This is a genomic window from Nonomuraea sp. NPDC000554 (genome assembly GCF_040300065.1).
Taxonomy (GTDB): Bacteria; Actinomycetota; Actinomycetes; order Streptosporangiales; family Streptosporangiaceae; genus Nonomuraea.
In genome coordinates, this window is the sequence record NZ_JBEPDC010000007.1 from 79,266 (window position 1) to 100,318 (window position 21,053).

At 72.4% G+C, this 21,053-nt stretch carries 18 protein-coding genes; 10 read left to right on the forward strand and 8 right to left on the reverse strand.

Annotated elements, in window-relative coordinates; translation table 11 throughout:
* Positions 1-24: 24 nt before the first annotated feature.
* The 4 genes from ABT294_RS15755 to ABT294_RS15770 all read right to left on the reverse strand — a co-directional run bounded on the left by ABT294_RS15755 (position 25) and on the right by ABT294_RS15770 (position 3,898).
* Positions 25-750, reverse strand: coding sequence for an ABC transporter permease (locus ABT294_RS15755; protein ID WP_350806302.1), 726 nt, complete (start codon positions 748-750; stop codon positions 25-27).
* Entirely contained in the window at positions 747-1,628 is an 882-nt protein-coding gene (locus ABT294_RS15760) for an ABC transporter ATP-binding protein (protein WP_350806305.1), read from the reverse strand. Before ABT294_RS15760 ends, ABT294_RS15755 begins: the two co-directional genes overlap by 4 nt.
* Positions 1,629-1,673: 45 nt before the next feature.
* Positions 1,674-2,360 carry an alpha/beta fold hydrolase gene (locus tag ABT294_RS15765; protein ID WP_350806306.1) on the reverse strand — a complete coding sequence of 229 codons (687 nt, stop codon included), beginning with the start codon at positions 2,358-2,360 and terminating at the stop codon, positions 1,674-1,676.
* A 71-nt stretch (positions 2,361-2,431) separates the two neighbouring features.
* Complete coding sequence (locus tag ABT294_RS15770; protein WP_350806307.1) at positions 2,432-3,898, reverse strand: aminotransferase-like domain-containing protein; 1,467 nt, start codon at positions 3,896-3,898, stop codon at positions 2,432-2,434.
* A 59-nt stretch (positions 3,899-3,957) separates the two neighbouring features.
* On the opposite strand from ABT294_RS15770, the gene ABT294_RS15775 reads away from it, so the two are divergent.
* From ABT294_RS15775 to ABT294_RS15785, 3 genes are read left to right on the forward strand one after another with little or no spacing between them, the layout of a single operon-like run.
* A complete protein-coding gene (locus ABT294_RS15775; protein ID WP_350806309.1) occupies positions 3,958-5,130 on the forward strand; it encodes a trans-sulfuration enzyme family protein in 1,173 nt (390 codons plus the stop codon).
* Positions 5,131-5,157: 27 nt separating this feature from the next.
* The gene (locus ABT294_RS15780; protein ID WP_350806311.1) at positions 5,158-5,454 is read left to right on the forward strand and encodes an ArsR/SmtB family transcription factor; all 297 of its coding nucleotides are present in this window, start codon (positions 5,158-5,160) and stop codon (positions 5,452-5,454) included.
* Positions 5,451-6,575, forward strand: coding sequence for a threonine/serine dehydratase (locus ABT294_RS15785; protein ID WP_350806312.1), 1,125 nt, complete (start codon positions 5,451-5,453; stop codon positions 6,573-6,575). Before ABT294_RS15780 ends, ABT294_RS15785 begins: the two co-directional genes overlap by 4 nt.
* 278 nt (positions 6,576-6,853) lie before the next feature.
* Here the strand turns inward: ABT294_RS15785 and panB are convergent, their stop codons facing one another.
* A complete protein-coding gene (gene panB / locus ABT294_RS15790; protein ID WP_350806314.1) occupies positions 6,854-7,675 on the reverse strand; it encodes a 3-methyl-2-oxobutanoate hydroxymethyltransferase in 822 nt (273 codons plus the stop codon).
* Between the two features lie 139 nt (positions 7,676-7,814).
* Between panB and ABT294_RS15795 the strand changes: the two genes are divergently transcribed.
* The 6 genes from ABT294_RS15795 (at position 7,815) to ABT294_RS15820 (ending at position 15,419) form a co-directional block, all read left to right on the forward strand.
* Positions 7,815-9,179: an MFS transporter gene (locus ABT294_RS15795; RefSeq protein WP_350806315.1), complete on the forward strand. Its 1,365-nt coding sequence runs from the start codon at positions 7,815-7,817 to the stop codon at positions 9,177-9,179.
* A 138-nt stretch (positions 9,180-9,317) separates the two neighbouring features.
* Positions 9,318-10,868 (forward strand): MFS transporter, encoded by a 1,551-nt coding sequence (locus ABT294_RS15800; protein ID WP_350806317.1) that lies wholly within the window; start codon positions 9,318-9,320, stop codon positions 10,866-10,868.
* A gap of 7 nt (positions 10,869-10,875) precedes the next feature.
* Entirely contained in the window at positions 10,876-11,478 is a 603-nt protein-coding gene (locus tag ABT294_RS15805) for a TetR/AcrR family transcriptional regulator (protein WP_350806318.1), read from the forward strand.
* Between the two features lie 110 nt (positions 11,479-11,588).
* Positions 11,589-13,670 (forward strand): right-handed parallel beta-helix repeat-containing protein, encoded by a 2,082-nt coding sequence (locus ABT294_RS15810; protein WP_350806320.1) that lies wholly within the window; start codon positions 11,589-11,591, stop codon positions 13,668-13,670.
* Positions 13,667-14,053, forward strand: coding sequence for a cupredoxin domain-containing protein (locus tag ABT294_RS15815; protein ID WP_350806322.1), 387 nt, complete (start codon positions 13,667-13,669; stop codon positions 14,051-14,053). Before ABT294_RS15810 ends, ABT294_RS15815 begins: the two co-directional genes overlap by 4 nt.
* 25 nt (positions 14,054-14,078) lie before the next feature.
* Complete coding sequence (locus tag ABT294_RS15820) at positions 14,079-15,419, forward strand: hypothetical protein (protein ID WP_350806323.1); 1,341 nt, start codon at positions 14,079-14,081, stop codon at positions 15,417-15,419.
* Positions 15,420-15,437: 18 nt separating this feature from the next.
* Here the strand turns inward: ABT294_RS15820 and ABT294_RS15825 are convergent, their stop codons facing one another.
* The 3 genes from ABT294_RS15825 to ABT294_RS15835 form a co-directional block, all read right to left on the reverse strand.
* Positions 15,438-17,210 carry an NAD+ synthase gene (locus ABT294_RS15825; protein ID WP_350806326.1) on the reverse strand — a complete coding sequence of 591 codons (1,773 nt, stop codon included), beginning with the start codon at positions 17,208-17,210 and terminating at the stop codon, positions 15,438-15,440.
* Between the two features lie 54 nt (positions 17,211-17,264).
* Positions 17,265-18,710: a BTAD domain-containing putative transcriptional regulator gene (locus tag ABT294_RS15830; protein WP_350806327.1), complete on the reverse strand. Its 1,446-nt coding sequence runs from the start codon at positions 18,708-18,710 to the stop codon at positions 17,265-17,267.
* Positions 18,711-18,805: 95 nt separating this feature from the next.
* Complete coding sequence (locus ABT294_RS15835; RefSeq protein WP_350806329.1) at positions 18,806-20,014, reverse strand: MDR family MFS transporter; 1,209 nt, start codon at positions 20,012-20,014, stop codon at positions 18,806-18,808.
* A 65-nt stretch (positions 20,015-20,079) separates the two neighbouring features.
* Between ABT294_RS15835 and ABT294_RS15840 the strand changes: the two genes are divergently transcribed.
* The gene (locus ABT294_RS15840) at positions 20,080-21,039 is read left to right on the forward strand and encodes a DUF5937 family protein (protein ID WP_350806331.1); all 960 of its coding nucleotides are present in this window, start codon (positions 20,080-20,082) and stop codon (positions 21,037-21,039) included.
* The last annotated feature ends 14 nt before the right edge of the window (positions 21,040-21,053 follow it).

A 21,053-nucleotide genomic window follows, 5' to 3' on the forward strand; every position in this document is an offset into this window, starting at 1 on the left:
GGCCGGACCATTATGACCGGCCCGTCATGACCTGCGCGGTTCCCACCGGAACCACAGCCTGATGGCCACCACCCCGATGACGGTCCACACAGCCAGGTTCACCGCGGGCAGGACGACCTCGCCGGTCCTGATGGCGTGCACCACGGCGGACGTCGGCAGCAGGTCCAGCGCGGTGCCGGCCCAGCCGGGCAGGATCTCCCTGATCGGTCCCATCCCGCCGGACCCGATCCCGGACAGCAGGAACACCGGCATCGTCGCCGCGGCGGCCAGCTCGCTGCGCGGGATCGCCGCCGTGTAGGCGGCGCCCAGCAGCGCCAGCACCGCCGAGCCCGCCACGATCGCGGCGGCGAACAGCACCGGGTTCGCCGGGAACGGCACGCCGGCCAGCAGGCGCACCGCCACCGTGCACGCCGCGATCAGGGCGACGGTCTGGGTGAGCGTGCTGGCGATCTGGCCGAGCAGGATCTGGCCGTCGGTCAGCTGGGTGGCCCGCAGCCGCTTGAGCACGAGCTGGTCGCGGCGGGTGGTCAGGGCCACGGTGATGTTCATGAACACGGTGATCGACAGCACCACGGCGATCGTGCCCTGGAAGATCGACGTCGCCGCCGCGACGCCGTCGGCCAGGACGTTGCGCATCAGCACCGGCATCCCGATGGCCAGCCCCACGGGCGTGACCACGGAGCCGAACAGCATGGCCCGGTCGCGCCAGAACAGGCGGGTGCCGAGACGGTAGGTGGCGGCGAGACTCATCGGGCGCTCCTGTCGAGGAAGAGGTCTTCGAGCGTGGCGGCGCGCACTTCCAGCCCCGCGAGGCGCAGGCCGCGCTCGGCGGCCCAGCTGAGCAGGGTCTGCGCGGCCAGGTCGGGGTCGTCGGCGCGGCAGATCGCCGTCTCGCCCTCCAGGGTGACGGGCAGCGGCAGGTCGTCCGGGTTCACCTGGGCGGGCAGCCGGAAGGCGACCCGTCCGCTCTGCGTGGCGAGCGTCTCGGCCATTCCGCCGGACGCGACGATCTCGCCCGCGTCCATCAGGGCCATGGACGTGGCCAGCCGCTGGGCCTCCTCCAGGTAGTGCGTGGTCAGCAGGACCGTGGTGCCCTGCCTGGCCAGGTCGCGTACGACGTCCCAGGTGTTCCTGCGCGCCTCGGGGTCCATGCCCGTGGTCGGCTCGTCCAGGAACAGCAGGTCGGGGCGGCCGAGCAGGGCCAGCGCCAGGTCGAGCCGCCGCTTCTCCCCGCCGGAGACCTGCCGCACCTTCGTGCCCGCCTTCGCCTCCAGCCCCGCCAGCTGCAGCGCCTCGTCGCGGGGGCGCGGAGTGGCGGTGAAGTCGCGCCACGTGTCGACGGTCTGCGCGACGGTGAGGTCGGGGAAGAATCCGGCCTCCTGGAGCATGACGCCGGTGCGCTGCCTGACGGCGGCGCGCTGGGTGACCGGGTCCAGCCCGAGCACCCGCACCTCACCGGAGTCGGGGCGCTGGAAACCCGCCAGCATCTCGATCGTCGTGGTCTTGCCGGCGCCGTTCCTGCCGAGGAGCGCGAAGATGGCGCCGGTGGGCACCTCGAACGAGATGCCCTTGACCGCCTCGAAGCCTCCGTAGCTCTTCCTGAGCCCGTTCACCTGGATCGCTGTCATGCGTCCGACTCTGCCGGGACGGGCGGCGGGGCGGCAGTGAAGAATTCACGACTTCCGCGAGAGCTTCAGCAGCGCGTCGGCCACTCCCTCGGGATCGACGACCTGGTGCAGGTGCGCGCCGGGCAGCCGGGTCACCGGCCAGCCCCGCCGCGCCGCCTCCTCGGCCACCTGCTCGTACGGGGGGCCGAACCACAGGCAGGAGCAGCGGACGTCGTCCCAGCCCGCCGGGACCGGGAGGGGCTGCGTGTAGTAGTCGAGCGGGAGCCGCGCCTGCTCCGCCACCACCCGCGCCCGCGTCCGCGGGTCGGGCAGCAGCTCCGCGACGTCCTCGGCGCTCCACCAGTCGGTCCAGCGCGGCAGTACGCCGTCGGCGTCGGCCAGCTCGCGCAGGAACGGCAGGAAGCCCTCCTCGGCGGTGCGCACCAGCCCCTCGCGCGGCGGGATGTGCGCGTCGGCGAACACGCACGCCACCACCCTGTCGCCCAGGCCCTCCTTGACCACCGGCAGGAAGAAGCCCGCGTTGCTGTGCACGACCAGCACGATCCGCGTGTCCGGCGCCGCCGCGCGCACCGCCTCCACCACACGCGGCCAGTAGGGCGGGCCGCCGGAGGACACCCGGGTGAGGTCGGGCACCACCGCCGCGTGCCCCCGCCGCTCCAGCGCCGCGGCCACCGGCAGCCAGGTCGAGGGGCCCACGGAGGGGCTGTGCACGAGCAGGAACGTCGTCGTCATGCCGCCTACGGTGGCGCAGGGCACCGGCGGACGGCCAGGTTGTCAGCTCAGGGCGGAGCGCCGGGCGCCGGTCAGATGAGCAGGGCGGGACGGGAGGCGGGGCGGCGGCTGCCGTCGTAGGCGTGCCAGGCCGCCGCCAGGTTCCGCACCGCCCGCGAGAGCTCCTCCTCGGGGAACAGGTAGTGCAGCCGCAGGTGGTCGGCGTGCCCGCCGAGCGGGTCGAACGAGCGGCCCGGCGGCACCGCCACGCCGTGCCTCAGCGCGACCTGGGCGAAGGAGTCGGCCTCCCCGTGCGGCAGCCGCACCCAGATCGTCTGGCCGCCCCGCGCGGGCTCGAACGTCCACGACGGCAGGTGCGCGCGCAGCTCGGCGCAGAGGTGGTCGTGGCGCTCGCGCAGCACGCGGACGCGGGCCCGCCTGAGGTCCCCCAGCCGGCGCAGCAGCGCCGTGGCGGCGAGCTGGCTGACCACCTCCCCGCCCAGGTCGGTCAGGGCCCGCAGCCGGGCCAGCCGCGCGATCAGCGGGGCGGGGGCACGGATCCAGCCCACCCGCAGGCCGCCCCACACCAGCTTGCTCAGCGACGCGATCGTGACGACCTGCTCGCCCGCGGCGTAGGAGGCCAGGGGCGGCGGGGTGTCGCCGGTGAAGCAAAGCTCGGCGCAGACCTCGTCGTCGACCAGCGGCACGTCGTGCTCGGCGGCCAGCGCGGCCAGCCGCCTGCGCGAGGCGGCGTCCATGACGGAGCCGGTGGGGTTGCTCGCCGTGGGGACCGCGTAGACCAGCGCGGGCCGCTCCCGCATCGCCACGCCCACGTCCGCCATCTCGTCCCGCCTTCCCGGCGCCGCGGGGTGGTCGAGTGTCACTGGACGGATCGCCGCCGCCGCGTGCCTGAAGACCTCCAGAGCGCCGGGGTACGTCGGCGAGCCGGTCAGCACGGTGTCGCCGGGGGAGATCAGCAGGCCGGTCAGCAGGGTGAGCGCCTGCTGCGCACCGGAGGTGACCAGGATCTCCTGGGACGTCGTGGGCAGGCCGCGGTCGCGGTAGTACGCGGCCACGGCCTCGCGGAGCGCCGGATTGCCCGCTGGCTGGTAGCCCAGGTCGCGCAGGCCCGTCAGCCGTCCGGCGGCCTCCTGGTAGGCCTCGGCCAGTTCGGGCGGCGGCTCGTCGGGGGCGGCGCAGGTCAGCAGGGACACGCCGTCCGGCGGGTGGAGGATGTGCAGGAGCAGCGGGTTCGCCACCACGCTGTCGGCTGTGCGGGTGGCGGGCAGCTCGCACGGGGCGACCCTGGTGCCGCTGCCCTGGCGGCGCACCACGCGTCCCTCCTGCTGGAGCAGGTCGTACGCGGCGACCACGGTGCCCCTGCCGACCGCGAGCCGCGTGGCCAGCGTCCTGTCAGGGGGGAGCGGCGAGTCAGGGTGCAGCACGCCGTCGTCGATCAGCGCCCGCAGGCGGGCGGCGAGCAGCAGGTAGAGCGGTCCGCGCCCGGACGCCCACCGGCCCAGCAGATCGACGAGGTCGTCGAGATTGGACCCATTCATGGGCCAATTTTCCCTCATTGGCTCTGACTATGGATGAATTATCGGGACATCCTGGGGCAATGACCCACCTCCGACCCGAGACCCGTACCGTCCACCTGCCCCAGCCGAGCGTCGAGGGCAGCCGCCCGATCACGATGCCGATCTACCAGACGTCCGGGTTCGTCTTCGACGACCCGGCCGTGATGGGCGACGCCTTCAGCCGCCCCGACGGGCCGTTCGTGTACGGCCGCTACACCAACCCGACGGTCCGCTCGCTGGAGCAGGCCGTGGCCGGGCTGGAGGGCGGCGCGGCGGCCATCGCCACCGGCTCCGGCATGGGCGCGATCAACACCGTCCTGCTCGGGCTGCTCAGGCCGGGCGACCACCTCATCGCGCAGAAGGCCCTGTACGGCGGGACGGCCGCGATGATCAACGACCTGGTCGCCAGGTTCGGCGTCACGGTCACCCACGTCCCCGAGGACGACCCCGGAGCCCTGCGCGCGGCCGTGCGTCCCGAGACCAGGCTCGTCTACCTGGAGACCATCACCAACCCGATGGGTCAGGTCGCCGACCTGCCCGCGATGTGCGCGGCGGCTCGCGAGCTGGGGCTGACGTCCGTGGTGGACAACACCTTCGCCACGCCCCTGCTCTGCCGCCCGTTCGAGCACGGCGCGGACATCGTCATCCACTCCGCCACCAAGTACCTGTCGGGGCACACCGACGTCGTCGGCGGCCTCGCGGTCTTCGCCGACGACGCGACGTACAAGAAGGTCTGGCACTACGCCGTCGAGCTGGGGGCCTCGGCCGACCCGTTCGCGGCCTGGCTCACCCTGCGCGGCCTGCAGACGCTGGGGCTGCGCATGGAGCGGCACTGCTCGAACGCCCGCCTGCTGGCCACCCGCCTGGCCGAGCACCCCGCGGTGTCGGCGGTGCACTGGCCGGGCCTGCCGTCGCACCCGTCGTACGAGCTGGCGGGCAAGCTCCTGTCGGACTTCGGCGGCGTGCTCGCCTTCGACCTGGCCGCCGGACGGGAGGCGGGCGAGCGGTTCATGAGCTCGCTGAGCGTGGCGCTGCTCGCCCCCTCGCTCGGCGGCGTCGAGACGCTCGTCATGCAGCCCGCGACCACCTCGCACCGCGCGCTCAGCGCCGCCGAGCTGGCCAGACACGGCATCGCGGAGGGCACGGTGCGCATCGCGGTCGGCATCGAGCACCCCGAGGACCTCTGGGCCGACATCTCCCAGGCATTGACATAGCCGTTAGGCAGTTAGGAAACTGCCTAAGTGCTAGCCGGACTGCGGGCGGTGGCGAGCGGCCCCCGCCTGCTCATCCTCCAGTGGCTGAAGGACCCCACCGCCCACTTCCCGCCGCAGACCGACGGCGACCTGGTCGACGACGGCGTGTGCTCGCTGTTCATCGCGACCAAGCTCGGCATGACCCAGCCCAGCGCGACCGGCCACCTGAAGGTCCTCGAACGGGCCGGGCTGATCCGCGGCAAACGGATCAAACAGTGGGTGTTCTATCGGCGCGACGAGGCCCGGATAGCCGAGCTGAAACGGATGATCGAGGGGGAGCTGTGACGACGGTGACATACCAGGACGTGGTGGCGGCGGCCGGCCGGATCGAGGGGCACGTGCTGCGCACGCCGGTGCTGGAGATCTCACCGGGGCTCTTCCTGAAGCTGGAGCAGCTGCAGCACGCCGGGTCCTTCAAGGTGCGGGGCGCGTTCAACCGGCTGCTGTCCGCCGGGAAGCCGCCGGCCAGCGGCGTGATCGCGGCCAGCGGCGGCAATCACGGGCTCGCGGTCGCGTACGCGGCCCGGGCGCTGGGGGTCCGGGCCGAGATCTTCGTCCCGACCATGACGAGCCCGGTCAAGGTGGCCGGAATCCGGGCGCTCGACGCGCTGATCCGCCAGACCGGGGCGATCTACTCCGAGGCGGCGGAGGCCGCGGCCAAGCGCGCCGCCGAGACGGGCGCGCTGCAGGTCCACGCGTACGACCAGCCGGAGGTGGTGGCGGGCCAGGGCACGACCGGTCTGGAGATCATGGCCCAGACGGGTGGCGTGGACACCATCGTGGTGGCGGTCGGCGGCGGCGGCTTCGCCGCCGGCATCACCCTCGGCACCCGCCCGGACGGCACCCATCCGGACAGCACCCGGTCGGAAGGCACCCGCCCAGATGGGACTCGGTCGGAAGGCGCCCGCCCGGACGGGACTCGCCCGGAAGGCGCCCGGTCGGAAGGCGCCCGGTCGGAAGGCGTTCGCTCGGAGGGCGGCGATCCCGGCAGCGCCCGTTCCGGCGGCGGTCAGGCCGGCGGCACCCCTTACGGCGGGCCGCGGATCGTCGCCGTCGAGCCGGAGCTGAGCCCCACCCTGCACAGCGCGCTGCGGGCCGGGCGGCCGGTGCCCGTCGAGGTGGGCGGGGTGGCGGCCGACGCGCTCGGCGCCTCCCAGCTCGGCGACCTGGCCTACGACATCCTGTCGCGGCCGGGGGTGGAGAGCCTGCTCGTCCCCGACGACGCCATCGTGGCCGCCCGCCGCACGCTGTGGGAGAGGCACCGCGTCGTGGCCGAGCACGCGGGCGCGACGGCGTACGCCGCCCTGCTGTCGGGCGCGTACACGCCCGCCGAGGGCGAGCGGATCGCGGTGGTGGTCTGCGGATCCAACACCGACGTGACAACCCTCGCCAACCCCGACGCCTGACCCCCGCCACACCGCACCTCCACAACGCACTTCCCGGAGGGCACCGGGACGTCCAGCAGGTCCGGTCGGCGCAGCGCCGCCGACGCGAGCAGGGCCACCCCGGTGTCCTCCGCCGCACTTTCCGGAGGGCACCGGGACGTCCGGCAGGTCCGGTCGGCGCGGCGCCGCCGACGCGAGCAGGACCACCGCGCGTTCTGGCGGGCGCCTGCGTCTCCGCGACGCCCGCCGACGCCGGGCCGCAGCAGGTTCGCCTGCTGTGGCGGGAGACAGGGGACGGGTCAGCTGTACGTGTGTTCGGGGGTGGGGAAGGCGCCGGACGCGACCTCGTCGGCGAAGGCGCGGACCGCGCGGTCCATCTCCTCGGCCAGGTCCGCGTACTTCTTGACGAACCTGGCGGGGTGCGGCGTCAGGCCCATGAGGTCCTGCCAGACCAGCACCTGCGCGTCCGTGGCCACGCCCGCGCCGATCCCGATCGTCGGGATCGCCAGCGACGCCGTCACCCGCTCGGCGAGGTCGGCAGGCACGCACTCCAGGACGACCGAGAACGCTCCCGCCTCCTCCAGGGCCTTGGCGTCGGACATGAGCTCCTCGCCCGACTGCCCGCGCCCCTGCACCCGGTACCCGCCCAGGACGTTGACCGACTGCGGCGTCAGCCCCAGGTGGGCCATGACCGGGACGCCCGCCGCCACCAGCGCCTCGACCTGCGGCAGGACGCGACGCCCGCCCTCCAGCTTGACCGCGTGCGCGCCCGCCTCCTTCATGAAGCGGGCCGCCGACTCCAGCGCCTGCTGCGGCGACGACTGGTAGGAGCCGAACGGCAGGTCGGCGACCACGAGGGCGCGGGACGAGCCCCGCACCACGGCCGCCGTCAGCGGCAGCAGGTCGTCGACGGTGACGGGCAGCGTCGAGTCGTACCCGTACACCACCATGGCCGCGGAGTCGCCGACCAGCAGGACGGGGATGCCCGCCTGGTCGAACACGCGGGCGGTCATCGCGTCGTAGGCGGTGACCATGGGCCACTTCTCGCCGCGTTCCTTCGCGGCCGCGAGATCACGGACAGTGACTCTCCGGCCTGTCAGGCCGCCATAGAGAGAGGACATGGGTTAACCCTCCAGAAGTCTCGAGGCGCCCCGCTGGCGTCCCCGGACCCTTTCGATGATGCCAGTCTCACCCTCCGAAACCCAGTGGCGAAACTGTCAGTGCCCCTTGCCAGAATAGACGAGGAGGTAAGCAATCAACATGGCTATCGAACCTTACCGGCGTCTGTTCCGGCTGCCTGGGGTGCGGGCGTTGCTGTTGGTGGGCCTGCTCGCCCGCGTTCCGGCCACGGCCACGGGCATGGCGCTGACCCTGCACGTGGTCAACGGCCTCGGGCTGGGATTCGGTAAGGCGGGGCTGGTCACCATGGCCAGCACGATCGGCATGGCGGTCGGCTCGCCGTTGTCGGGAAGGTTCGTCGACAGGCACGGGCTGCGTCCGGTGCTGACGGTCACCACGGTGGCGCAGGCCGCGTTCTGGGCCGGCGCCTGGGCGCTGCCGTTCCCCGCGCTGGTCGCGGCGGCGGCGCTGGCGGGGCTGCTCGGGCTGCCGGTGTTCAGCGTGATCCGTCAGTGCCTGGCCGCCCTGGTGCCGGTCGAGCAGCGCCGCCTGGGTTTCTCGCTCGACTCGATGATGGTCGAGCTCTCCTACATGGTCGGCCCCGCGCTGGCGGTGGCCGGGGTGACCACGTTCGGCAGCGGGCCGACGCTGCTGGTCATCGCCGTCGGCATGACAGGCTCCGGAGTGGCGCTGATCGTGCTCAACCCGCCGACCCGCTCGACCGAGGAGCTGGAGGCGTTCGCGGTGAAGACTCCACGGCGGGAGTGGCTCACGCCCGGGTTCGTGGCGCTGCTCGGCACAGTGGCCGCGGCCACGTTCGTGCTGACCGCGACCGAGCTCGCGCTGGTCGGCACCATGGAGCACGCGGGGCAGACCCAGTGGGTCGGGCTGGCCGTCGGCATCTGGTGCCTGTACTCGCTGCTCGGCGGGTTCGTCTATGGCGGGCTGTCCAGGGGCTTCTCGCCGCTGCTGCTCATCGCCGCGATGGGCGCGCTGACCGTGCCCGTGGGGCTGGCCGGGGGCGACTGGCGATGGCTGATCCTGGCCCTGCTGCCCGCGGGCGTGCTCTGCGCCCCCGCGCTGTCGTCCACCGTCGACACCGTCAGCCGCTGGGTTCCCGCCGGGGCCAGGGGAGAGTCCATGGGCCTCCACGGCACCGCCCTGCTGATCGGCGGCGCGTCCTCCGCGCCGATCGCCGGGGCGATCATCGACGCGCACGGCCCCGCCTGGGCGTTCGTGGTGGCGGGCCTGGTCGGGGTGGCGATGGTGGTGATCGCGCTGCCGTTCTGGCGCCGCCGCCCCGCGCAGGCTGACGCGTCTGTGCGAGTCCCGGACACCGTTCCTGACGGCTTGGAGGCCGACGGGGCAGGTCGCGTGGCGGATCCGGCGGCCGGCGGATGGCCGGACGACGTGTCGGAGCGTGCGGCAGAGGGTGTGGCGGCGCGGCGATCCGTGCCGCCTTCCGACGCGGGAGACGTCGCGCCCCTGCTGGAAACCGGCTCGTAACCCGAGGGGTCCGGGCCCTTCATCTGAGGGGCCTAGCCTGGCGGTGGAAGCTTACGAAACGACACCGTTGCGTATCGGAATAGCTTGCGATACGGTGTCGTTGCGAAACTTAAGCGTATCGAAATTAAGGGTGCATTCATGGATGCGAACACAGGTCACCCGCGCCGCTGGGGAATACTCGGCGTGCTGGTGTTCAGCCTGCTGGCGGTCGTGCTCGACAACACGATCCTGAACGTGGCGATGAAGACCATCGCCGATCCGAAGGTCGGTCTGGGGGCGACGCAGAGCCAGCTGGAGTGGGCGATCAACTCCTACACTCTGGTGTTCGCCGGGCTGCTGTTCACCTTCGGCGTGATCGGCGACCGCACCGGCCGCAAGCGGATGCTCTTCATCGGCATGGCGCTGTTCGGCCTGGCCTCCCTCGCCAGCGCCTACGCCCAGGATCCGATGCAGCTGATCCTGGCCAGGGCGGCGATGGGCATCGGCGGTGCGGCGATCATGCCGGCCACGCTGGCCATCATCTCCAACGTCTTCCCGCCCAGTGAGCGTGGCAAGGCCATCGGCGTCTGGGCCGGTGGCGTCGGCCTCGCGGTGGCGGTCGGCCCGATCACCGGCGGGGTGCTGATCGAGCACTTCTGGTGGGGCTCGGTCTTCCTGGTGAACGTGCCGATCGTGGTGATCAGCATGATCCTCATCGGGACGATCGTGCCGGAGTCGCGTGACCCGAAGCCGTCCAAGCTCGACCCGATCGGCGTCCTGCTCTCGATCGTCGGCCTGGTCGCCATCGTCTACGGCATCATCCGCGGCGGCGAGCTGGCCACGCTGGCCGACGTCCAGGTGCTCGCCCCGACGCTGATCGGCGTGGCGGTGCTGGCCGCGTTCATCTGGTGGGAGCGGCGCACTGACCACCCGGCCTTCGACGTGCGCAACTTCAGCAACGTCCGGTTCACCTCGGCCATCGGCATGATGGGCGTCGTCTTCTTCGCGATGATGGGCGGGATGTTCTTCCTGACCTTCTACATCCAGATCGTGCTGGGCTTCACCCCGGTCCAGGCCGGCGCGCTGATGATCCCGTTCGCCGCGGCGCAGCTGATCTTCGCGCCGCTCAGCCAGCGGGTGAACCAGCGGTTCGGGGCCAAGCTGTCGGCCTCGGTCAGCATGCTCGTGGTCGCCGCGGTGCTCGCCAGCTACGCCCTCTTCGACCAGAACACCCCGGTCGTGCTCATGGAGCTGATCTTCTTCGTCCAGGGCGCGGCGATGGCGAACATCATGCCGCCCGCCACCACCGCGATCATGGAGGCGCTGCCCAGGGAGAAGGCCGGTGTCGGCTCGGCCATGAGCAACACCGTCCGCCAGGTCGCCGGCGCGCTCGGCGTGGCCGTGCTCGGCTCGGTGCTGTCGTCCAGCTACCGCGGCGAGATCGCGCCCGCGCTGTCGGGCCTGCCGGCCGGCGCGCAGCACGCGGCCGGTGAGTCGATCATGGCGACGGTCGGGGCCGCGCACGCGCTCGGCCAGCAGGGGCTGGCGCTGCTCAAGCCCGCCTACGAGGCGTTCATCCACGGCATGCACATCACGGCCATGGTGTCGGCCGTCATCGCGCTGCTCGGCGTGCTGGTGGTGGCGAAGTGGATGCCGGGCAAGCCGCGTCCGGTCGAGCAGGCGGAAACGAAGGAACCAGCGGTAGTGTGAGGCCGCGATGACGATCCAGGAAACGGCGACCGCCCGCCCTGCGGGCCGTCCACGTAGCGAGAAGGCGGAGAGGGCGATCATCGAGGCCACTCTTGACCTGATCGGCGAAGGCATGGGCGTGTCGGAGCTGTCCATCGAGGCGATCGCCTCGAGGGCGGGTGTCGGCAAGACGACCATCTACCGGCGCTGGTCGAACAAGGAGGACCTCGTCGTCGACGCTCTTGCGACACTCAAGGCGCCGCCGCCCCCGGTCAAGGGCGAATCGGTGCGCGACGACCTGATCACGCTGCTCGACGCGATGCGCGGCGAGGCTGACCAGGCGCGCACCCGCTGCGTCATGAACATCGCGATGAGCGAGTCCGACCGCTACCCACGGCTGATGGAGCGCTTCTACAAGGCCGCCATCGAGCCGCGCCGGCAGGCGATGCGCGACGTGATCGCGCGCGGCGTCGCCAACGGCGAGCTCAAGCCCGACCTGGACGTCGAGATGGTGATGCGCATCCTGTCAGGGTCGATGATGATGTTCAGGAAGTGGGGCGAGCCCATCGAACTCGCCCCCGATCTGGCCGAGCGCCTCGTCGACACGGTGATGACCGGGATAGCGCCGTAGCCCATCGGGCTCCGTGCTCAAGGGGAGGGCGAGGATCGCCCTCCCCTGCGCGTGGGTGGAGACACCTCAGGGCCTAGGCGGAACATGAGCATTGCTCTAGTCTCGCGGCCATGCCCCCCTTACGCAGGATCGCGATCGTCGTCTCCATGGCCTTGGCCCTGCTGTTACCCGCGAGCGCCGCGTTCGCCCACGAGGAGCGCCCGGTGACGCTGCCCGACGGGAGCGGGAGTGTCCCGGCTCCTCGGGCCGGCGAGCCGGACCTGCTGGTCTGCAAGACAGATAAATCCGACTTCGAGCGTCGAATCGCGACATTTCCTGCTGAGCTCCGGCAGCGCAACCTCCGCCTGTTCGCGAAGTGCCAGGCCGGCGGTTTCAGGAACCTGCAGGACGCCGTCGACAAGGTCGACAGGCCGGGGCTGACCATCGTCATGCTGCCCGGCCTCTACCAGGAGGAGCCCAGTCAGGCGACGCCCACGGGCGACTGCGCCAAGCTGCCCGCCCGCTGGTCGTCCTGGGGTTACCAGATCCTCTCCTTCGAGCAACAGCAGCAGTGCCCGCACAACCAGAACCTGGTGGCGATTCTCGGCAAGCAGAACCTCCAGGTCGAGGGCACCGGCGCGAGCCCCCTGGACGTGATCGTGGACGCCCAGTACCGCAAGCTCAACGCCATCCGCGCAGACCGCACCAACGGCGTATATTTCCGGAACTTCACCGCGCAGCGCACCACGTTCAACTCGCTCTACATCCTGGAGGCCGACGGGTTCGTCATCGACCACGTCCTCACCCGCTGGAACGACGAGTACGGGTTCCTCACCTTCGCCAGTGACCACGGCCTCTACACCGACTGCGAGTCGTACGGCAACGGCGACGGCGGCCTCTACCCGGGCAGCGCCTCCAACATCAACAACGGCCGCGGCCACGACGTGCCCAGGTACGCCGTCGAGATCCGCCGCTGCAAGAGCCACGACAACGCGCTCGGCTACTCGGGCACCGCGGGGGACTCGGTGTGGGCGCACGACAACGAGTTCTACGACAACATGGTCGGCGCCACGATGGACAGCCTCTGGCCCAGCCACCCCGGCCTGCCGCAGAACCACGCCAGGTTCGAGAACAACGACGTCCACGACAACAACAAGGACTACTACCGCTACACCAGGGACGGCACCTGCGCCAAGCCGCCCGCCGAGCGCGGCTACGAGAAGGGCGTGGTCTGCTCCCAGGTGGGCGTGCCGCCGGGCACGGGGCTGCTGGTCGCGGGCGGCAACTACAACCTCTTCAAGGGCAACCGCCTCTGGGGGCATGACAGGGCCGCCTTCCACCTGTTCGGCGTCCCGGCTTTCATCAGGGGCGAGAACTCGCCGACCAAGCAGGCCGACACGTCCAACTTCAACCGCTACGAGGGGAACGTCTTCGGCGTCGGCCCGACGGGGGAGAAGCGTCCCAACGGCCTGGACGTCTGGTGGGACGGCCAGGGCGAGGGCAACTGCTGGCAGGGGGACGCGGGCAGGTCCTCGCCGGCCGTGCTGCCGGTGTGCGCGGCGAAGGCGCCCGCCCTGTCCGGCGGGTCGAGCCGGTTGCTGGCCGAGCCGGTGAAGATCGTCAAGCTCTACCTGTGCGCCGACTTCAGCGCCTCCACGGCACGCCTGCCCGCGGGCTGCGACTGGTTCGGCGCGTCCGGGCTCGGCAAGGTCGAGGCGCAGCTCGCGCTGGGCGGCTCGCTCGTGCCGGCGCTGCTGGCGGTCCTGTTCTGGCGGCGGTCGAGCAGGGAGGCACGGCTGCACGCCGATGACCCGCGGCTCGCGGCGGGCCACCGGCGCAGGCACCGCCTCGTCGTGGCCGGCACCGTGGCCGGGCTGCTCGGGCTGGCCCTGGACGTGGTGGCGGCCGTCGTGGACGGCACGACGCTCGCGGCGGCGGCCCTGCTTCTCATGGCCGCCTGGTGGCTGTGCCTGGGCGTGGCGCTGCGGCCGGACCGGCGGGTGTTCGGCTGGTTCACGATGCTTCTCACCCTGCTGGCCTGCGCCGACGCCTTCGACCGGGCCGTGTACCTGATCCCGGCCGTCCCGCTCGGGCCGGGCTGGATCCGCGGCCTGCTGACCGGGCTGTGGGTGCTGGCCGCCGTCGTCGTCCTCGCGCCCCGGCGCGGCGGCGCCGTCGAGCGGAGCGCGCGCGAAGCGGAGGTGCCCGCGTGAGGCGTGCGGGCTGGCTGCTGGCGTGCGTGCTGGCGGCGGGCTGCGGCCCGCTGTCGCAGACGCACCACAATCCGGGCAACAGCCACGAGGTGGCGACGGCGGCGGCGAGCCCGGCGCCGGGGGAGGCGCACACGGACATCACCGTCGTCGCCGGACGGGTCAGCCCGCCGTCCGGCTGGCTGGAGGTGGCCAAGGGGCAGCAGGTCAGCATCACGGTCACCAGCGACGTGCCGGACGAGCTGCACGTCCACGGCTACGACCTGGAAGCCGAGCTGCCGGCGGGGCGATCGGTGACGATCCGGTTCAAGGCCGGGCTGACCGGGGTGTTCAAGGTGGAGACCCACAAGTCCGAACTCGTGCTCACCCAGCTGGCGGTGCGGTGACCGTGGCGCCGGGCGGGAGGGCGCCGTGGGCGGGGCGCCCAACGGGACCGGTGCGGTGGGCGGGGCGCCCGGCGGGACCGGTGCGGTGGGTGGGGCGTCCAACGGGAGCGGCGCGGTGGGCGGGATGCTCGGCGGGAGCGGTGCGGTGAGCGGGGTGCTCGCGCACGGTGTCGGAAGCCGGAGCGACCTGCCGATCCCGCTGTTCTACGCCTACGCGGGCGCGTTCGCGGCGCTGGTGGTGTCGTTCCTGGCGCTCGGCCTGCTCTGGGCCGACTCCCGGTTCCGCGGCGACCACGCCGGACGGGTGCTCGCGCTGCGCCCGCCCGCGCGCCCCTTGCGCGTGCTCACCCTCGTGGCCGCCGTCTACACGCTCGGCTGGCTGGTGGTGGGGCCGGAGGAGGGCAACGCCGGCCCCTACCTGGTGTACGTGCTCTTCTGGGTCGGCCTGGTGCCGGTGTCGCTGCTGTTCGGGCCGGTCTGGCGGCTGCTCAACCCGTTCCGGCTGCTCCCGGACCGGCCGCGCCGCCCACTGCCCCGGCGGCTCGGCTACTGGCCCGCCGCCGCGGGTCTGCTGGCCTTCACCTGGATGGAGCTGGTCGCCCCCGAGCCCGCCGCCACCGGCACGCTGCTGGCCTTCGCCGCCGTGTACGCTGCCGCGCAGGTGGCGGGCGCCCTCAGGTACGGGCACGCCTGGCTGGAGCGCGGCGACCCGTTCGAGGTCTACTCGACCCTGGTCGGACACCTGTCGCTGCTCGGCAGGCGCGCCGACGGCAGGCTCGTCCTGCGCAGCCCGTTCGACGGCCTGGACGCCGTCCAGTCCGCCCCGGGCCTGGTCGCCACCGTGTGCGTGCTGCTCGGCAGCACCGGCTACGACGGCTTCTCCTCGGCCCCGATCTGGGTGGACGCGCTGCAGTCCGGCCCGCTCGGCCGCACCGGCCTGGGAACGCTCGGCCTGCTGGCGGCGGTCGCGGCGGTGGCGGCGCTGTACGGGGCGTGCCTGTGGCTGGCCGGGCTGATCGGCGGCGCCAGGGGACTGGCACCGCGGTTCGCCCACTCGCTGGTGCCGATCGCGATCGGCTACCTGATCGCCCACTACTTCTCACTGCTCGTCTTCGAGGGCCAGCGGGCGGTCATCCTGTCGCTCGGCCTCGACGCCGAGGTGAACCAGAACGTGGTGGGCCCGGCGACGATCGCCACCGTCCAGGTGGTGGCCATCGTGGCCGGCCACGTCGTGGGCGTGGTGGCCGCGCACGACCGTTCCGTCCGCCTGCTGCCGCCCGCCAGGGCGGTCGCGGGGCAGATCCCGCTGTTCGTGCTGATGGTCTGCTACACGCTCGGCGGGCTGACGCTGCTGTTCGCGGCCTGACCTCGGTGGCCGGCACACCTAGCCGGTGCTCTCGCGCCACCGGTTGGTGATGGGCAGGCGGCGGTCGCGGCCGAAGTTCTTCGGCGTGATCTTCGGGCCAGGCGGGTACTGCCTGCGCTTGTACTCGGCCAGGTCCACCAGCCGGATGATGCGCGTCACCAGCGCCGGGTCGTGGCCGGCCGCGATGAGCTCCTGCGAGCCCATGTCCTTCTCCACGTAGTCGTCGAGCAGCCGGTCCAGCACCTCGTACGGCGGCAGCGAGTCGGTGTCGCGCTGGTCGGGCCGGAGCTCGGCGCTCGGCTCCTTGGAGATCGAGTTCTCCGGGATCGGCCGGTCGACGTCGAGCAGGAACGCCGGGTCGCGATGCGAGTTGCGCCACCGCGACAGCTCCCACACCATCGTCTTCGGCACGTCCTTGATCGGCGCGAAGCCGCCCGCGGAGTCGCCGTACAGCGTCGAGTAGCCGGTCGCGAGCTCGCTCTTGTTGCCGGTGGTGAGCACCAGGTGCCCATGCTCGTTCGACAGCCCCATCAGGATCATGCCGCGCACCCGGGCCTGCAGGTTCTCCGCCGCCAGCCCGGACAGCTCGATCTCCTTCTCGAAGGCGTCGACGATGTCGGCGATCGGCACGATCCGCGAGTGCAGGCCCTGCCTGCGCACCAACTCCTCGGCGTCGCCCACCGAGTGGTCCGACGTGTAGCGCGAGGGCATCAGTACCCCGTGCACCCGCGACGGGCCGATCGCGTCGGCGGCGATCGTCGCGGTCAGCGCCGAGTCGATGCCGCCCGACAATCCGAGGATCACCGACTCGAACCCGTTCTTGGCCACGTAGTCGCGGACCGCGAGCACCAGCGCCGCGTACACCTCGCCGTGCAGGTCCAGCCGCTCCGCGATGCGCGCGGGCTGCGGTGGGTACGGCTCGACCGGCTCGGACGACAGCTCGAACCGGTCCACGGTGATCATGGACCCGTCGCCCATGTCGTACGGGAACGTCCCGGTCTCAGCGGAGGAGACCGGCAGGTCCAGGTCGACCACCAGCAGCTCCTCCTTGAACTGCCCGGCCCGCGCCACCAGCTCGCCCGCCGCGTCCACCACGATGGAGTCGCCGTCGAACACCAGCTCGTCCTGCCCGCCGACCTGGTTCACGTAGACGAGCGCGCAGCTCGCCTCGCGTGCCCTGCGCGCACACAGCTCCAGGCGAACGTCGTCCTTCTCCTTCTCGTACGGCGACGCGTTCGGCACCACCAGCAGCCCGGCCCCGGCCCGGCCGACCACGGCCACGGGGCCGCCCTCCTGCCACAGGTCCTCGCAGACCGCGATCGCGACGTCCACGCCGTGCAGCCGGAAGATCGGCAGCCGGTCGCCGCGCACGAAGTAGCGGTACTCGTCGAAGACCCCGTAGTTCGGCAGGTGGTGCTTGGCCGTGCGGGTGACCACCTCGCCCCGGTACAGCAGCGCGGCGGCGTCGAGCGGCGCCCCCTTGGGCTGGCCGACGCGCGGCGCGAGACCGGCGCGGTCGACGTAGCCGACGACCACCGGCAGCTCGCCGAGCCCCTCCGTCACCAGCCGGGCCGCCGTCTCCTCCAGGGTCCGGACGCTGGCGTCCACGAAGGACGTGCGGAGCACCAGGTCCTCGACGGGGTAGCCGGTGAGGAACATCTCGGTGAAGACGACCAGGTGGGCGCCGTGTTCGGCGGCGTCGCGGGTCCAGGTCACCAGCTTGTCGGCGTTGGCAGACAGATCGCCTACGGTCGCGTTCGTCTGTGCCAGGGCAATGCGCAGTTGTGCCACGCGAACAGCCTAGTACGGCCTGATTTTTATCTTCAAAGCGACGAAAAGTGGTGCTTATTTCTCCGTGACCGTGCCAGGTGTGACCAGTCCGGACTCGTAGGCGGCCACGACCAGCTGCGCCCGCTCGACCAGCCCCAGGTGTTCGAGCAGGGCCGCGACGGCGACGGACACCGCCTGTTCCGTCAGGGCGAGGGTGCCGGCGATCTGCTGGTTGGTGAGCCCTCGCGCGACCAGTTTCAGCACGTCGAGCCGGGCGTCGGACAGCCCTGCCAGCGCCGGGGGCGAGCCGGGGTCGTGACCACCCGCGAAGGCCGAGATCAGCCGGGTGGTGACGGCCGGGTCGATCAGCGCGTCGCCCGCGGCGGCGGCCCTGATCGCGGCCACCAGCTGCTCCGGCGGGGACGTTTTCAGCACGAATCCGCTCACGCCCGCTCGCAGCGCCGCATACAGGTTCTCGTCGCTGCCGAACGTGGTCATCATGATCACTTTGGGCGGGCGGGGCTCGGCCAGGATCCGCCGCGCCGCAGCCAGCCCGTCGAGGCGCGGCATCTGGATGTCGAGCAGCGCCACGTCCGGCCGGGACGCGCGGGCCGCCGCGATCGCCTCCTCGCCGTCGCCCGCCTCCCCGGCGAGCTCCAGCCCCGGCTCGCCGTCCAGCATGGCCCGTAGCCCGGCCCGCACCAGCGCCTGGTCGTCGGCCACGAGCACCCGCAACCCCCCGGATCGGGCAGGTGCGGGCGCGCCGGCGCTCGCCGGCTCCGGGAGCCGCTGGGCGAGCATGTCGGCTTCCAGGCGTCGCAGGCCGCTGGTCAGGTCGAGGCCCAGCTCGTCCCGCCAGTGGGCGCGGGCCCTGCGCAGGGCGGCCAGCGCGTCGCCCTGGCGTCCCGTCCGGTAGAGGGCGAGCGCCAGCAGCCGCCAGGCCTCCTCGCGCAGCGGGGACGCCGTGGCGTGCGCCTCCAGGTCGGGCACCAGCGCGGCGGCCTTGCCCAGCAGCAGCCCGGCGTCGGCGCGGCGTTCCACGGCGATCAGCCGCAGCTCCTCCAGCCTGCCCGCCTCGGTGGCGGCCCAGGCCAGGTCGGCGAACCCCGCCAGCGCGGGCCCGCGCCACAGCGCCAGCGCCGACTCCGTCGCCTCCCACACCTCGGCGGGCTCGCCCTCGCCCTTCACCAGGCTCTCGAACCGCCACGCGTCCACCTGCCCGGCGGCGGCCCGCAACGCGTACCCGGGCGGCGCGGAGACCAATACCTCGGCCTGCTCGCGCGGCGCCCTGCCGGGTTCCAGCGCGCGCCGCAGCCGGGACACGTACCCCTGGATCGTGGACAGCGCCTGCGCGGGCGGCGTTCCCGGCCACAGCTCGTCGATGAGCGTGGCGATGGGGACGGCCCGGCCGCCGGCCACGAGCAGGCGCGCGAGCACGGCCTGCTGCCGCCGGCCGCCGAGGTCGAGGGGGACGCCGTCGTCGCGGACCTGGAACGGTCCGAGCATGGTGAAGGTGAGCATGGCAGGCGTAAGCGTAGAGCCGGACCGGGCTTCCGGTACATGGCATGTGTTCACAGGGGGCGGCCCATCCGGCACGCCCCGCCGTGTGGCTCCCGTCAGAGGTCGTCCGCCGAACGCCGCCTGATCGCCGGGCCGAGCGCGAGCATGCCGGCGGCCGAGACCAGGCCCACGCCGCCGACCGTGAACCAGAGCGCCTCGCGCCCGGCCTCCAGGAGCGCGCTGCCGGCCAGCGGCGCCAGCATCGAGGCGGCCGACCAGGCGAACCCGAACAGCCCCGAGTACCTGCCGCGCAGGTGGGCGGGGGCGAGCGAGGCGACGACCGTCCCCGCGATGCCGGCCGTGACGATCTCTCCGGCCGTCCACACGGCGATCGTGACGGCCAGCCAGAACGTCGTGGTGACGAAGGCGGTCAGCGCGAAGCCGGCGCCCATCACGGCCAACCCCAGCGCGAACATCCTGGACGCGTCCCTGCGGCCCAGCCAGGCGGACACCAGCGGCTGCACGACGACGACCAGCACCCCGTTCAGCGCCATGGCCAGCCCGTACTGCCCCGTCGTCAGCCCCACCAGCTCGGTCATGGCGACGGGCAGCATGGTCACGGTCTGCATGTACATCAGCGCGTTCCCCAGGACGACCAGGGTGAAGCCGACCATCAGCCGGTCGCGCAGCACCATGCCGAACCCGCCCGTGCTCTCCCTGGCGACCGGCCGGGTCTCGGGCACGGCCCGCCAGACCAGGACGCCGAAGGCCACGCTGGAGATCGCGTCGATCCAGAACAGCCAGCCGAACCCGAGCTGCGCCAGCCAGCCGCCCGCCGTCATGCCGACCGCGTAGCCGAGGTTGATCGCCCAGAACAGCAGCCCGTACGCCTTGGGCCGCTCGGCCGGCGACACCAGGTCGGCCACCAGCGCGCTGGACGCCGGACGGTAGGCGTCGATCACCAGGCCCAGGACGAACATGACCGCCGTGATCGCGGGCAGCGACGTGCTGTAGCCCAGTGCCACCATCGCCGCCGCGGTGGCCAGCATGCCGCCCGTCAGCGTGGCACGGCGGCCCACCCTGTCGGCGAGCACCCCGGCCAGCAGCTGCGAGAACAGCGATCCCGCGCCGAAGACGGCCATCACCAGCCCGGCCGCCGCCACCGGCAGGCCGCGGGCCTGGGTCAGGTAGACGCCGGTGAACGGCATGACCATCGTGCCCAGGCGGTTCACCAGGGTGCCGCTCCACAGCGCCCAGAAGGGCCGGGGCAGCCCTCCGATCTTCGACTGCAGGAACGAGGGCTTCTCAGGGGCGATCGTCGTCACCCCTGAAGGGTGATGTTCCGCCATTTACCGCGCGAACGATTTAGTGCACACTAAAACGAGTGAGCGTGACCTGGACGTTGAAGCCCGAGGACGTCGCCCGCATCAGGTTCGCGTTCTCTCCCCTGTGGGAGCTGGTCGCCAGCCTGCGCACGCTTCAGGGCCCGGCCAGGCAGTCCATCCACCTGCCGTGGATCAAGTGCGTCCGCCCCCGGCTGGCCGGGCTCGACCTCGCCGAGCTGTTCGCGCTCGTGCCGCCCACCGGCTACCTCGCCGACTTCCTCACCCCGCCGCCCGACACGCCGCTGCCCGACTTCGCCGCCGAGCTCGACAGGGTCCGGCGCGCCTCTCCCGAACGTGCCCTCGTGGAGGCCCGCACCGTGGCGGGCGCCGACCGGGCGGTCCTCGACCGGTTCGTCTCCGACCCGGTGGCGGGCGTCGCCAGAGTGGCCGACGCGCTGGAGGCGTACTGGGAGACGTGCTTCGCCGAGTTCTGGCCGCGCGTCTACGGCCTGCTGGAACGGGACGTGCTGCGCAGGTCGCGGCAGCTCGCCCAGGGCGGCGCCCGCGAGCTGTTCGCCGGGCTCGACCCGGCCGTGGAGTGGACCGGCGAGCACCTGTACGTCGACCGGCCCTGGTGCCTCGTCAGCGAGCTGCACGGAGACGGGCTGGTGCTGGTGCCCAGCGCGTTCTACTGGCCGTCGGTGGCCGTGATGTCGGCGCCGTACCAGTCGATGCTGGTCTATCCGGTGCAGGGTGTCGGGACGCTCTGGGAGCAGGGACCGCCGCCCGCCCCCGCCGCGCTGTCGGCGCTGCTCGGCAGGAGCAGGGCGCAGATCCTGCTGGCGCTCGCCGAGCCCAGCACCACCACGGCGCTGGCCGGGCGCATGTCGCTCACGCCCGGCGCGGTCAGCCAGCACCTCGGCGTGCTCAGCGACGGCGGGCTGGCCGTGGGCATGCGCGTCGGCAAACAGGTCGTCTACCGGCGCACCCCGATCGGCGACGCCCTGGCGAGCAACTCGGCCTGACCCGCTCACGGCAG